Origin of the sequence: Sphingobium xanthum (genome assembly GCF_019737615.1) — a bacterium.
In the GTDB taxonomy this organism is placed as follows: domain Bacteria; phylum Pseudomonadota; class Alphaproteobacteria; order Sphingomonadales; family Sphingomonadaceae; genus Sphingobium; species Sphingobium xanthum.
Map to the genome: position 1 here is coordinate 115,813 of NZ_JAHKKS010000008.1, position 13,551 is coordinate 129,363.

At 65.7% G+C, this 13,551-nt stretch carries 14 protein-coding genes; 5 read left to right on the forward strand and 9 right to left on the reverse strand.

Annotation, left to right across the window (positions count from 1 at the left end; all coding sequences use genetic code 11):
* Positions 1-47 precede the first annotated feature (47 nt).
* The 4 genes from KM135_RS13785 to KM135_RS13800 all read right to left on the reverse strand — a co-directional run bounded on the left by KM135_RS13785 (position 48) and on the right by KM135_RS13800 (position 2,552).
* Positions 48-608, reverse strand: coding sequence for a GNAT family N-acetyltransferase (locus KM135_RS13785; RefSeq protein WP_221714594.1), 561 nt, complete (start codon positions 606-608; stop codon positions 48-50).
* Positions 605-1,150, reverse strand: a complete 546-nt coding sequence (locus KM135_RS13790) for a GNAT family N-acetyltransferase (protein WP_221714595.1) — start codon at positions 1,148-1,150, stop codon at positions 605-607. Before KM135_RS13790 ends, KM135_RS13785 begins: the two co-directional genes overlap by 4 nt.
* Complete coding sequence (hemB, locus tag KM135_RS13795; protein ID WP_221714596.1) at positions 1,143-2,147, reverse strand: porphobilinogen synthase; 1,005 nt, start codon at positions 2,145-2,147, stop codon at positions 1,143-1,145. The genes KM135_RS13790 and hemB overlap by 8 nt, the downstream gene beginning before the upstream one ends.
* 183 nt (positions 2,148-2,330) lie before the next feature.
* A complete protein-coding gene (locus tag KM135_RS13800) occupies positions 2,331-2,552 on the reverse strand; it encodes a hypothetical protein (RefSeq protein WP_221714713.1) in 222 nt (73 codons plus the stop codon).
* Positions 2,553-2,999: 447 nt separating this feature from the next.
* Between KM135_RS13800 and parC the strand changes: the two genes are divergently transcribed.
* Entirely contained in the window at positions 3,000-5,291 is a 2,292-nt protein-coding gene (gene parC, locus KM135_RS13805) for a DNA topoisomerase IV subunit A (protein WP_221714597.1), read from the forward strand.
* A 144-nt stretch (positions 5,292-5,435) separates the two neighbouring features.
* The gene (locus KM135_RS13810; RefSeq protein ID WP_246606107.1) at positions 5,436-7,187 is read left to right on the forward strand and encodes a putative bifunctional diguanylate cyclase/phosphodiesterase; all 1,752 of its coding nucleotides are present in this window, start codon (positions 5,436-5,438) and stop codon (positions 7,185-7,187) included.
* On the opposite strand, the gene KM135_RS13815 is transcribed toward KM135_RS13810, so the two are convergent.
* Genes KM135_RS13815 through KM135_RS13825 form a run of 3 tightly spaced genes read right to left on the reverse strand, consistent with a single transcriptional unit; the run spans position 7,180 to position 9,568 of the window.
* Positions 7,180-8,379: a CCA tRNA nucleotidyltransferase gene (locus tag KM135_RS13815; protein WP_221714702.1), complete on the reverse strand. Its 1,200-nt coding sequence runs from the start codon at positions 8,377-8,379 to the stop codon at positions 7,180-7,182. The genes KM135_RS13810 and KM135_RS13815 overlap by 8 nt on opposite strands.
* An 8-nt stretch (positions 8,380-8,387) precedes the next feature.
* On the reverse strand, positions 8,388-9,011 hold the full coding sequence (locus KM135_RS13820) for a CoA pyrophosphatase (RefSeq protein WP_221714599.1): 624 nt from the start codon (positions 9,009-9,011) through the stop codon (positions 8,388-8,390).
* Entirely contained in the window at positions 9,008-9,568 is a 561-nt protein-coding gene (locus KM135_RS13825; protein WP_221714600.1) for a DUF1285 domain-containing protein, read from the reverse strand. Before KM135_RS13825 ends, KM135_RS13820 begins: the two co-directional genes overlap by 4 nt.
* A gap of 135 nt (positions 9,569-9,703) precedes the next feature.
* On the opposite strand from KM135_RS13825, the gene KM135_RS13830 reads away from it, so the two are divergent.
* Entirely contained in the window at positions 9,704-10,093 is a 390-nt protein-coding gene (locus KM135_RS13830; RefSeq protein ID WP_221714601.1) for a DUF1330 domain-containing protein, read from the forward strand.
* 7 nt (positions 10,094-10,100) lie between these two features.
* Here KM135_RS13830 and KM135_RS13835 read toward each other — a convergent pair whose 3' ends face one another.
* Entirely contained in the window at positions 10,101-10,655 is a 555-nt protein-coding gene (locus KM135_RS13835; RefSeq protein WP_221714602.1) for a GNAT family N-acetyltransferase, read from the reverse strand.
* A gap of 129 nt (positions 10,656-10,784) precedes the next feature.
* Between KM135_RS13835 and KM135_RS13840 the strand changes: the two genes are divergently transcribed.
* Positions 10,785-11,156 (forward strand): dihydroneopterin aldolase, encoded by a 372-nt coding sequence (locus KM135_RS13840; protein ID WP_221714703.1) that lies wholly within the window; start codon positions 10,785-10,787, stop codon positions 11,154-11,156.
* Positions 11,157-11,163: 7 nt separating this feature from the next.
* Here the strand turns inward: KM135_RS13840 and KM135_RS13845 are convergent, their stop codons facing one another.
* Positions 11,164-12,111, reverse strand: coding sequence for an isopenicillin N synthase family dioxygenase (locus KM135_RS13845; RefSeq protein ID WP_221714603.1), 948 nt, complete (start codon positions 12,109-12,111; stop codon positions 11,164-11,166).
* Positions 12,112-12,272: 161 nt separating this feature from the next.
* On the opposite strand from KM135_RS13845, the gene KM135_RS13850 reads away from it, so the two are divergent.
* Positions 12,273-12,686, forward strand: coding sequence for an EVE domain-containing protein (locus tag KM135_RS13850; RefSeq protein ID WP_221714604.1), 414 nt, complete (start codon positions 12,273-12,275; stop codon positions 12,684-12,686).
* The last annotated feature ends 865 nt before the right edge of the window (positions 12,687-13,551 follow it).

Sequence of the window (13,551 nt, forward strand, 5' to 3'; positions counted from 1 at the left end):
AACGGGACGTGAGGGCTAACTTACCCTCTCGCGCATGCGGGAGAGGGTTAGCTTTGGTCCCAACTCTCCCGGCTGAGCTCATACACCATCGTCGGATTATCCTCCGGCGGATAGTCCGGATCGGGATAATCGAGGTCGGCGCGCCGCGTCATGCCGAGCCGCTCCATCAGCCCCCAGGAGCCGCGATTGCTTTCCGAGGTCTGCGCATAGACCATCTCCATGCCCAGCTCGCCGAATGCCAGCGCCAGCACGCCCTGTGCGGCCTCGCGGGCATAGCCCTGGCCCCAGGCGTCGGCGCGCAGCAGCCAGCCGATCTGCACTTGCCGCGCGAGGACCGGCGGCGCGCAGGCGGTCAGGATGCGCGAGAGGCCGCAATGGCCGATCAGCATGCCGTCGCTTGCCCGCTCCACCAGCATGAAGGAGAAGCCGTCCTCCGCCCAGCCGCCGGCCATGCGGGCGAACTTGGCGGCGACCTGCTCGGCCGATTGCGGCCCACCCAGATTGGCCATGACGTCGGGCACGTTCATATGCGCCAGCCAGACGGCCTGATCGCCCTCCGCCTCCGTGCGCAGCCGCAGGCGTGCGGTCTCGGCGATGATCCGGCTCATGACGGCCGCGCGATGCTGTAGGTGACGTGGCGTAGCAGCGGACTGTCGGCCGGCAGCGCGGGATGATCGAAATCGAGCTCTTCGTGCCGCGCCATGCCGAGCCGCAGCATCAGGCCCCAACTGCGCACATTGCCGGGCGTCGTGATCGCCCAGACCGAAGCGCTGGTCCTCTGCGCCCAGACATGATCGAGGGTCGCCTGCGCCGCCTCGCGCGCATAGCCTTTGCCCCAGGCGTCGGCGGCGAGACGCCAGCCGATTTCGAGCCGATCCTCGATCGGCGTCCCCGCCGGGCCGGGCTTCACGCCGCAAAAGCCCAGCATCGCGCCATCCTCCCGCCGCTCCACCGCCCAGAAGCAGCAGTCGAAATTGCGCTGGAAGGCGCGCTGACGGGCAATCGCCGCGTCGATCTCGGCCGCGCTCTGCAACGGCCCGAGATGTTCCATGACGCGCGGGTCGTTACATATCGCATGAAACGGCGAGGCATCCTCGTCGCGCCATGCGCGCAGGATCAGCCGCTCCGTCTCGATGCGGAACTCATCCATTCAGCAGCCGCGCGGCATGCAGGGCATGATAGGTCAGCACGCCCGAGCAGCCCGCGCGCTTGAAGGCCATCAGCGTTTCCAGAACCAGCGCGTCCCGGTCGCCCGCGCCCACGGCCGCCGCCGCCTCGATCATCGCATATTCGCCGCTCACCTGATAAGCGAAGACCGGCACGTCGAAGGCGTCCTTCACCCGCGCGACGATGTCGAGATAGGGCAGGCCCGGCTTCACCATCACGCTGTCGGCGCCCTCGGCTATGTCGAGCGCCACTTCGCGCAGCGCCTCGGCACCATTGGCCGGGTCCATCTGGTAGTTCTTCTTGTCGCCCTTGAGCAGCCCGCGCGAGCTGACCGCATCGCGGAACGGGCCATAGAAGGCCGAGGCATATTTGGCGGCATAGGCCATGATCTGGACATTGGCGTGGCCCTCGGCTTCCAGCGCCTCGCGGATCGCGCCGACGCGCCCGTCCATCATGTCGCTGGGCGCAATGATGTCCGCGCCCGCCGCTGCCTGATTGAGCGACTGGCCGATCAGCAGATCGACCGTGGCATCGTTGACCACATAGCCCATCTCGTCGAGCAGCCCGTCCTGCCCGTGGGCGGTATAAGGGTCGAGCGCGACGTCGGTCAGCAGGCCGATCTCCGGCACCGCGTCCTTGATGGCGCGGATCGCCTGACACATGAGGTTATCGGGATTCAGCGCTTCGATGCCATCGTCGCTGCGCTTGTCGGCCTCGGTATTGGGGAAGAGCGCGAGGCAGGGAATGCCCTGCGCCACCGCGTCCTTCGCGCGCGCCGCGGCCAGATCGACCGACCAGCGCGAGACCCCCGGAAGGCTGGCGATCGGCTCCTCGACGTTCTTGCCCGCAGTCACGAACAGCGGCCAGATGAAGTCCGAGGGCGCGAGTCGATGCTCGGCATGCAACGCACGGCTCCATGCCGAGGCGCGCAGACGGCGCATGCGGATGGCGGGATAGCTGGGGTTCGGGAAGGTGGGCATGGAGGCGCAATAAGGCGCCAACGCGCGGCATTCAACAGCGAGCGCAGCTTGCCAACGCATGTTGGCTAGCGAAGCTTGGAGAGGGGGAATGGCGCGAGGCCGCAGCCCCTCTCCAACGGCGCCTAACCGCTGAAGCGGCAAGGCTTCGTATCCTCTCCCGCAAGGGGAGAGGAGTAACGCGAGTTAAAGCGTGAAACTCACATTGCTGAACTGTGCCGCATCCGCCGGATTATAAGCCGCCCAGACCGGCAGCAGTCCCGCGCCCGCCGCTGTCAGGCCGATCAGCACATAGCCGACATAAAGCAGCACCCGAGGATGGGCCTGTCCCGCGCGATGATTGCGCGATGCGGACGACAGAACGAAACTCATGAGCGCACTGTAGGTCAGCGCCGCGATTGCCAGCATGTCTCACCCTCTTGTCTCGAAGCGACCAATGCCGTGCGCCCATATCTGCCCGGTGCGCGGCTCGATCCGATCGATACCCTCATATGGTTAATGGTCGGTGATTTGCTGCACTGCAACATCGATGCGACGGACGGATGATCGTCATCTTCGCTGTCCTACAGGGCGAAGATCATGGCACTCTTCTCTTGCGCTGGAGCCTTGCCTCCACGACCCGCGCTCTGTCTCATCGTTGAAAATCTGCCGAATTTTCGGGCCGTTCTGCGGCCGCGACCGAACTTTTGCGAAATCACCATGGCGCATATGCGCGAACATGGAGAAGTTATCTCGGCAAGTCGTTGAATCTAGGCCCTCGACGCCAACGCCCGTCGCAAGCGACTCCGCGCAAACCACGCAAGGAAGCGTCAATATCCCAGTGGGCAGGCCGCTTGCCGCTTGCTAGGGGAGTTTATGACCGACCTTCCCGATGTGCCCGAGGGCATCAAGGACCATCCTTTCGACAGTGCCCTGTCCGAGCGCTACCTCGTCTATGCGCTCTCGACGATCACGGCGCGCTCGCTGCCGGATCTGCGCGACGGCTTGAAGCCGGTCCATCGCCGCCTGCTCTGGGCGATGCGCCTGCTGCGACTGGAGCCGAGCGGCCCGGCGCCGGATGTGCTGGTCGCCAATCCCGAGCGCAACAACACTGCCTACAAGAAGTGCGCCCGCGTCGTCGGCGATGTCATCGGCAAGTACCACCCGCATGGCGACCAGTCGGTTTATGATGCGCTCGTCCGCCTCGCGCAGGATTTCTCGCTGCGCACCCCGCTGATCGACGGGCAGGGCAATTTCGGCAATATCGACGGCGATAACGCCGCGGCCATGCGCTACACCGAGGCGCGGCTGACCCAGGCTGCGGCCGATCTCATGGCCGGGCTCGATCAGGGCACGGTCGATTTCCGCCCCACCTACAATGGCGAAGAGGAAGAGCCGGACATCTTCCCCGGCCTCTTCCCCAATCTGCTCGCCAATGGCGCGAGCGGCATCGCGGTCGGCATGGCGACCAGCATCCCGCCGCACAATGTCGCCGAGATCATCGACGCGGCCAGCCTGCTCATCGACGAGCCGAAGGCCGAGCATGCCCAGCTCATGGAGCTGATGCGCGGGCCGGACTTCCCGACCGGCGGCCTGCTGGTCGATCCGCCACAGATCATTTCGGACGCTTATGCGACCGGTCGCGGCAGCCTGCGCACGCGGGCACGCTGGCACAAGGAGGACGAGGGGCGCGGCACCTGGATCGCGGTGGTCGATCAGATTCCCTATGGCGTCGCCAAGGGCAAGCTGATCGAGCAGATCGCCCAGCTCATCGCCGACAAGAAGCTGCCGATCCTCGCCGACGTCCGCGACGAATCGGACGAGACCTTGCGCATCGTGCTGGAACCGCGCGCCCGCACGGTCGATCCCGATGTGCTGATGGACAGCCTGTTCCGGCTGACCGATCTCGAAAACCGCTTCCCGCTCAACATGAACGTGCTGGGTGCGGACCGCACGCCGCGCGTCATGGGTCTCAAGGATCTGCTGCTCGCCTGGCTGGTCCACCAGATCGAGGTGCTGGTCCGCCGCGCAAACCACCGCATTGCCCAGATCGACAGCCGGCTGGAGCTGCTCGACGGCTATATCATCGCCTATCTGAACCTCGATCGGGTGATCCAGATCATCCGCACCGAGGACGAGCCCAAGCCGATCATGATGGCCGAGTTCCAGCTGACCGACCGACAGGCCGAGGCGATCCTCAACATGCGCCTGCGGTCGCTCCGCCGGCTGGAGGAAATGGAGCTGCGCCGCGAGCATACGGAGCTGACCAAGGAGCGCGAGGAGCTGCACAAGCTGGTCGCGGAGCCGGGCCGTCAGCGCCGCAAGCTCAAGAAGGACCTCGCCGAACTGCGCAAGCGCTACACGCCCGATCAAGGCATCGGCGCGCGGCGCACGGGGCTGGAGCAGGCCGGCCCGGCGCGCGAGATTCCGCTGGAAGCGATGATCGAGCGCGAGCCGATCACCGTCATCATGTCGCAGCGCGGCTGGATCCGCGCGATGAAGGGCCATGTCGATCTCAGCTCGACCGAGACGCTGAAGTTCAAGGAAGGCGATGGCCCGGCCTATGCCTTCCATGCGCAGACCACCGACAAGATCCTGCTGGCAGGATCGGACGGACGCTTTTTCACCCTCGGCGCGGACAAGCTGCCCGGCGGGCGCGGCTTCGGCGAGCCGGTGCGCCTGATGATCGACCTGCCCAACGAGACCAGCATCATCGCGCTGCTCCCGGCCAGGCTCGACGGACGGCTGCTGCTTGCCGCCAGCGACGGGCGCGGCTTCATCGCCCCGATCGGCGAGATCATCGCCGAGACGCGCAAGGGCAGGCAGGTGGTCAATCTCAAGGACAAGGCGAGCCTCAAGATCGTTCGGCCGATCATGCCGGGCGCCGATTCGGTCGCAACGATCGGCGACAACCGCAAGCTCGTCATCTTCTCGATCGCGGAATTGCCCGAAATGACGCGCGGACAGGGCGTCACGCTCCAGCGCTACAAGGATGGCGGCCTTGCCGATGCGACCACTCTCGTGCTGGCGCAGGGGCTGAGCTGGACGATGGGCGGGGAGACCGGTCGCACGCGCACCGAGACCGATCTGCTGCCCTGGCGCGCGGCCCGCGGCGCCGCCGGACGGATGCCGCCGACCGGCTTCCCGAGGGACAATCGTTTCGACTGACGAGGCACCGATGCCTGCCCGTTGGCATTGTCAACCAACGAGTCTCGAATCGTCATATGCTTTAGCCTTAATTTACCACGGGCGCCTATGCCGTGGGTCATGACTATCCGCGCAAAACACGATGCGGAAAATTCGGCGGCTGCGATGGCGACGCAGCCCGCCTCTCGTCGTGTCCAGCGGATCGGCGAGGAGCCGGGCGCGCCGGCCGGCGGCTATTCGGCGCTTTTGCGTGCTTTGCCCTATCCTGCGGCCATGCTCCGTCCCTCCGGCGAAACGGTCGAGGTCTTCGGAATCAACGAGGAGTTCACCCGGTTCGACAGCGAGATCGAATCGAGCAGTGCCATGGCCGAGCGGCGCACGGGCCGCGATTTCGACTGGCGCGAACGCGCGCTGGCCATGTTCACGTCGCGCCGCGCCTCCGACCGATTCGAGCTCGAGTTCCAGGGCCGGCTCGGCATCCGCGTGTTCAGCTGCTCGCTGACCTGGGTCGATGGCGACGAGGGCGACGAATCGGCGCTGCTCTTCACCGCGACCGACCGGACCAGCGAGCGCAAGGCGGAAAGCACCCTGCGCAAGGAGCTGCTGACCGATAGCCTGACGTCGCTGCCCAATCGCATCGGCTTCGTCGAGGAGATCGAGCTTCTTGTCGGCGACACGGGCGCCGAGACCGAGATGCCCGGGCGCCCGAACTACGCGATCATTGCGCTCGATCTCATTCGCTTCAGCCGCATCAACGAATCGCTGGGCGCGATGGCGGGCGACGAGCTGATCATCACGGTGGCCCGCCGCGTCAAATCGGTGCTGCGCGCGGGCGACGTGCTGGCGCGCATCGGCGGCAACGAGTTCGCGATCTTCGCGCATGTCACCCACGGCCTCTCCGAAGTGCTGCAGATCGCCGATCGCGTGCGCAAGGCCTTCGAGCAGCCGATCCGTCTCTCCTCCTATCTCATCAATGTCGAGGTCGCTCTGGGCTGCGCACTGGCGCAGGACGATGATGACGACGATGTCGAAAATCTGCTTCGCCAGGCCCAGGCCGCGGTCAAGCGCGCCAAGCAGTCGGGCACGCTCGAAGTCTATCGCGCGCATGTGTTGCGCGAGGCGCTGAAGCGCTTCACGCTGGAGAACCGCTTGCGCGAGGCGATCGAGCATGGTGCGCTCACCATGGTCTTCCAGCCGCTCATCAATCTGCAGACCGGCGAGGTCAAAGGCTTCGAGGCGCTGGCACGCTGGGAAGATTCGGTGCTCGGCCCGGTATCGCCAACCGAGTTCATCCCGGTAGCGGAGGAGTCCGGCCTGATCGTGCCGCTCGGCCGCTGGGCCATGTGCGAATGCGTGCAGACGCTGGCCGACTGGGACCGCCGCTATGGCGAGCTGCTGCCGATCACGATGAACGTCAATCTCTCGCCGGTGCAGATGGTGCGCGACAATGTGCCGCGCGCAGTCGAGGAAGCGCTGCGCTATGCCGGCGTCGATGGCAGCCGGCTCGTCATCGAGCTCACCGAGAGCGCGCTCATCACCGATCCCGACAAGACGCGCCAGCTGCTCGCCGCGCTGCGGGCAATGGACGTGACGGTCGCCATGGACGATTTCGGCACCGGCTTCTCGAACATCTCCGGGCTGCAATCGTTGCCCATCGATCTCCTCAAGATCGACCGCAGCTTCGTGACGGACATGATCGGCGATCCCAACAAGGTCGCGCTCGTCCGCGCCATCATCAGCCTCGCCGGCGCGCTTGGCATGAAGACCACGGCGGAAGGCATCGAGACCCGCGCCATGGCGGACGAGTTACGCAAGCTCGGCTGCGATTTCGGCCAGGGCTATTATTTTGCCAAGCCCCTGCCGCCGCTCGATGCCTATCGCTACTGGTCGGACCGCAGCGACGCGACGATCATTTGAGCCATCCCTTGATCATCTGAGCCGCCATTGCGCGCGCTTGCCCTTCCGGCGGGAAGCCGGCTTCCACCCATGATTGTTCCAGCGCCTGCAGCGTCTTGGCGACCTCCGGCCCCGCAACCAGCCCCATGGCAATCAGGTCGCCGCCGCTCAGCGGAAACTTGGGGACGGGCCAGGTCGCGATCTTCGGCGCGAGCATGGGCGAGAAGGCGCGACCGAGCAGAAGCTGGTCGACAGCGCTTTCCGGGCCGATGCGATAGGTGAGCGCCTCGGGCGACGTCGCATCGACGAGCGTTATTGCTTTCCGGAGCCGCTGCCGGGCCTTGTTCGAGAGGCGCAGCCGCGCGCCGATCTGTTCCGCGAGACCGCTGTCGAGGGGCAGCAGGGCGGCAAGGCGGCGTAGCGCGTCGGGGGCGATCCCTTGCTGATGCTCGGCCCGGATGAGCGTGGCCAGGACAGCGACGCCGAGGTCGTTCACTTCCGGCAGAACCGGTTTCAGCACATCGTCCTCGACCATCGCCGCGATCACTTCGCACGGGTCGGGCAAGCCGAGCAGCCGCAGCAATTCGTCGGCGATGCGCTCGCGCGAGAGGGCCATGAGACTCGTCGCGCTCTGGACGCAGGCGGCATAGTCGGGCGACGATCGGTCAAGCGCGCCGAAGCGCGCCGTGAAGCGGAAGTAGCGCAGGATGCGCAGATGATCCTCGGCGATGCGCGCCAGCGGATCGCCGATGAAGCGCACGCGCCGCGCGGCGAGATCGGCCCGGCCATCGAAATAGTCGAAGAGCGTTCCCGTCTGCGGATCGGCGAAGAGCGCATTCATCGTGAAGTCGCGTCGCGCCGCATCCTCGACCCAGTCCGTGCCGAAGGCGACGGTTGCGCGCCGCCCGTCGGTCGAGACGTCGCGGCGCAGGGTCGTGATCTCGACCGGCCAGCCATTGAGTACGGCGGTCACGGTGCCATGCGCAATGCCGGTCGGGACTGCCTTGAAACCGGCAGCCTTGATCCGCTCCACGACGTTCTCGGGCCGGTGCAGCGTCGCGATGTCGACATCCTTGACCGGCAGGCCAAGCAGCCCGTCACGCACTGCGCCGCCGACAAAACGGGCTTCGCCTTCCTGCGCGCCAAGCACCTCGCAAAGCCGGTCCAGATCCTTGCGACCGCGCCAGTCGGCATCCGGCAGGACGTCCGGCAAGGCGTCGATCACAGGCCCTCCCGCAGGGCGCCGGCATCCGCCGCCTCGATTCGCCGTGCGAGATTGACCAGCATGGCCGCCGTCACGCCCCAGATGCGCCTGTCTTCCCAGACGAACTCATAATAGCTGCGCAGCCCCCCTTGCCACTCGACGGTCTTGTAGTCGCGATTGGCGGGATCGAGCAGGAAGTCGAGCGGCACTTCGAAGATGGCGTCCACTTCCGCCTCGGCCGGATGCAGCGGCAGATCGGGCGGCACGATGCCGACGATCGGCTCGATCGAAAAGCCGGTGCCGGTGCGGAACAGGTCCGAGCGGCCCAGCACCTCGACGACGTCGCGGGGAAGGGCGATTTCCTCCTCCGCTTCGCGCAGGGCGGCGGCGATGGCGTCCGCATCCTCCGGGTCGAGCCTGCCGCCGGGAAAGGCGACCTGCCCGGCATGGGCGCGCAGGCCGGCATGGCGCTGCGTCAGGATCATGCCGGGCTGTGCGCGGTCGGTGATGGCGATCAGCACGGCAGCCGGCGTGAAAGAGCCGTCCGGCATCGGCCGGTTTTGGTAAAGGAAGACATCCTGCGCCTGGGGCTGGTCGAGCCCGCGGTCGAGCGCGGAGGACAGGCGCTTGCGCAAGGTCATGCCGCGCTCTCCAGCGGATGAAAGGCGCCGCTGCTCCAGAGACCCGGTGGATCGTGGCCTTCCTCGATGGCGAGATCGGCCAGAGCATAATAGACCGGCCGCGCAATGCGAGCGCGCAGTCCGGCGTCGAGCCCGAGATAGGGGCGCGGCCCGGCATCCGTCTGCTCGACATGGATCGGATGTCGCGCGTCGGCGTCGCTCCACAGCCCCGTGGCGCCGATGCGGAACCGCAGCGTCCGTGCTTCGCCTTCGCCCTCGCTGGCCATATCGACCGCGACGAGCGGCGCATCATCCACATCGATGTCGAGCATCTCGACCGGCGTCACCAGCACATGCCGCCCGTCCGGCTCGCGGCGCAGCAGCCGCGCGAACAGGCTCACCAGTTCCGGCCGGCGAATCTCGCGGCCCTCGTGAAACCAGCGGCCTTCGCCGTCGATGCGCATCGCGCTGTGGCCGCAGCGGGTCGGATGCCATTGCTCGACCGGATAGCGCGTGCCGCGATCGTCGGGCACGCCGGCGATCGGCAGCTCAAGTCGGGGATCGGTCGGCGCGCTCATGGCTGAGCAGATAAGCGCGCGGACCGGGCTTGGCAAAGGGATGTCGGACCGGGCGTGCAGATCCGTGTCTCCGCCGTCTTGCGGACAAGGGGAAGAAGAGGCACGCTTGGTCATCGGACTTAGGGGAGAGCAGCCATGATCACGCGCAACACGATTCTCACGATCCTGTGCGGCGCGGCTTTGCTGGGCATCGGCTATGCGGCGGGTGCGGCCGATGCGCCGACGCCCAAAGGCTATGTCATCGCCCAGATCACCGTGACCGATCCCGCGACCTACAAGACCTATGCCGACCAGACGGCGCCGATCGTCGCCAAATATGGCGGGCGCTATCTCGTGCGCGGCGGCAATCCGGTTGCGGCGGAAGGGGCAGCGCCGGTGCCGCGAGTCGCCATTGTCGAGTATCCGAGCCTGGCTGCGGCAAAGGCCCAATATTATTCGCCGGAATATCAGGCGCTCATTCCGATCCGCCAGCGCGCTTCGACGGCGCAGCTCTTCTTCGCGGAAGGCATGCCGCCCGCGCCCTGAGCGATCGTCACGCGCCTTGTCGGGTCTGCTGCGCCTCGGTGGCAAGCGGGAAAGGGGCGCCGCGCGGACCGAGCATACCAGTCGCTGGCAAGGCCGTCTGCGCGGCGGCGCGGGTCAGCAGCCGGTGCCGCTCGACCGGGCCGGGTGCGGTCCATCCGCCGGTAGCTTCCGCGGTGAAGCCCCAGAAGCGACCATAATATTCCGGATCGCCGATCATCACGAGCGGGTCGCCGGGATGCGCATCGACTGTCTCGATCAGCCGGTCCATGAGCGCGCGGCCGATGCCGTGGCGCTGTGCGTCCGGCCGAACCGCGACCGGGCCGACCATGACGAGCGGCGCCTGCGTGCCGTCCGGCTCGTGCAGCGCGACCGGCCAGCTCTGCAGCGATCCGATCAGTCGGCCATCGGCATCGAAGGCGCCGAAGGAGAGATCGGTGAACCAGGCCATGCCGAGTCGAATCCGGTAGGCCGTGCGGCCGTGACGATTCGGGCCGAAGGCTGCATCGAGCAGCCCGGCGACCGCCGCGTCTCCCGCGCCTACCAGTTCCCTGATTCCCGTCACCGCTTGCGTTCGTCCTTCAGGCGGGCAATAGGCGCCCGAGGCGGCGCCTTTAGCGGCTCGCGCCCAAATGAAAAGGACTATCTGAGGCAGGTCATGGGACAATGGGGGCCGCAGGGCGCGCCAGGCGCGATGGACGACATGCTGGTGCTGGAGATCGACGATCTCGAGGTCGATGTGCTGACCGGCATCTATTCCGAAGAGACGCATCTTCCCCAGCCGCTGCGTATCGGCGTGCGCGCGCTGCTCAAGCATGCTGACCATTACGAGCCGAACGGATCGCTGAGTCTCTCGAAGAACTACATGGACCTCAAGCATGCGGCGACCACGGCGCTGACCCGTGGCCAGCATTTCACCCTGATCGAGGCCGTGGCCGACCATATCATCGACACTGTCTTCCTTCAGGACAAGAAGGCGCTCCACGTCACGGTCAAGATCGTCAAGCTGGCGCTCTCGGAGCGGAGCGAGAAGATCGGCATCACGCTGGCGCGCTGGCGGAAATGATCCGCAACTAGCCCTTCTTGAGGCCGATCTCCCGAAGCCGCTCGTGCAGATAATCGTGCGCGCTGATCGGCGGTTCGCGCAGCGGATTGTCGCTCGTCACGCATTGCGGCAACGCCTCGATCATCACGTCCGGCCGCAGATGCAGGAAGAAGGGCATGGAATAGCGCGGGATGTGGCGGCGCTCGGCCGGCGGATTGACCACGCGGTGGCTGGTCGAAGGCAGCACATGATTGGTGAGGCGCTGGAGCATGTCGCCGACATTGATGGCGAGGCCGCCCGGCGGCGGCGTGACGGGGATCCACTCGCCCGCGCGCGTCTTGAGCTGCAGTCCGCCTTCTTCGGCGCCGGCGAGCAGCGTAATAAGATTGATGTCCTCATGCGCGCCGGCGCGCACGCCCGGCGCCTCCGCCGAGACCGGCGGATAATGTAGCAGGCGCAGGATCGAGTTGCCGCGCTCGATGCGCGCATCGAACCAGTCGGCGGGGAGGCCGAGATAGAGCGCGACGCCGGAGAGAATCCGCGATCCGGCGACGTCGAACGCCTTGTAGAGTGCGGCGAAGGTCTCGTGGAAGCCGTCGATCTCGCTCGGCCAGACATTGGGCGCCATGTCGGCGGCGAGCGCATCGCCTTCGGGCAAATCGCGGCCGACATGCCAGAATTCCTTGAGGTCATTCTCGCTCGCGCCCTTGGCGATCTCGGTGCCGAACGCGGTGTAGCCGCGCTGGCCGCCGCCGCCGGGCACGAGATAGGCGCGCTTGGCTTCCTCGGGCAGGGCGAAGAACGCCTTGGCGAGCGCCCAGCCGCGCGCGATCAGATCCTGATCGATGCCGTGATCGACCACGATGGCAAAGCCGAATTCGCGGAAGCTGCCGCCGATCGCATCGGCAAAGGCCGGCGCGTCGAGCTTGGAGAGGGAGAGAACAGGGACCTGTTCGAGAACATTGGAGGAGGTCATGGCCGGACTCGCGGACAGAAGGGAATGATTGCCGCCAAACTAGGGCGTCGCAGTCCGCCTGTCACCTGCGCCTGTCAACTGTGGGCGTCGCCGCAACAGGGCTTGCGTCGGCGCGTGGCGCATGGAATTGCCGGTCCGCCGCACGGAGGAACCGAACGAACATGCGCTACTGGCTGATGAAATCAGAGCCCGATGCCTTCTCCTGGGACGATCTGGTGAAGAAGGGTCGCGCCGAATGGGACGGGGTGCGCAATCACACGGCGCAGCTCAACATGAAGGCGATGGAACTGGGCGACCGCGCCTTCTTCTATCACAGCAATATCGGCCTCGAATGCGTGGGCATCATGGAGATCGTGCGCAAGGCGGAGCAGGACAGCACGGACCCGACCGGCAAGTGGATGGCGGTCGAGGTGTCTCCCGTGAAGAAGCTCGCCAACCCGGTGACGCTCAAGGCAATCAAGGCCGAGCCCGCACTTGCGAAGATGGAACTCATCCGCCAGTCCCGCCTTTCCGTGGCCCCGGTGCGCGACGATGAATGGACCAAAATCCTCGAAATGGCTGGCGAAAAGGCATGATTGCCCGTTCCGTCTGAAAACCGGACAGATGCATTTTTTGCAATCTACTAGATAGCTTTGCAATTGAATTTGTTGCGACGCAACATATATGCGCCATCGGAAGCAAGGGGAGGCCATGTCTGGCCTACCGATGGAGAACATCATGCGTTTCTGGAAGAAGATCTGGGCCGCTTACATCGCGACTGCCGCGGTGACCGGTCCGTTCGTGATCGGCCACTTCTGATGTGACCGGTCGGGGTCAGCCGCTCGGCAGCGACCCGGACGAGAAAAAGATCAAAAGGACGGCATCGTCATGGTGCCGTCTTTTTTCTTGGGCAAAGCGCCCGCAAGTCGCGGAATATCGCCCGTTCGTGCCCGGTCCGCACAAATCACCCCCAAACTTATCCACATTCGTCCACAGATTTGCGTGGCGGAGCGCATTTGCAGCAACAGATTCCGCTTTGTGCGACTCGAAACTCGTGACACCATCCTAGTCACAGAGCGAAGGAAAGTCCGAGAGAAATCAAAGACTTGAGAGCAATCTGGACAAGCTGAAAGGCGAGCGCGGCAACGCGAATGTTCTCAAGCTTGGCCCAAAGCCGGACGCACGGGTCTCGCTTCCTCGTGAAGCGGACCTCGCGAGGCAGAGGGACGGAGTTTTCGAGACCGCCGTCTAGGCGGAGGAGATACTCCGGCAAAGGCCAGGCTTCGTCGTCTTCGGACGATGAAACTCGGCCGATCCGGAAGCGGCCTTCAGGCCAGGGACGGATCAAAGGCTTTCAATCAGCCGCGAGGCGATGGAAAGTCGGCGCACATGGGACCTCCAGGTTTGATTGCGCGCCATGCCGCCGGTGGATGTTCGGCAACGGACTGGAAAGCGGTGGTA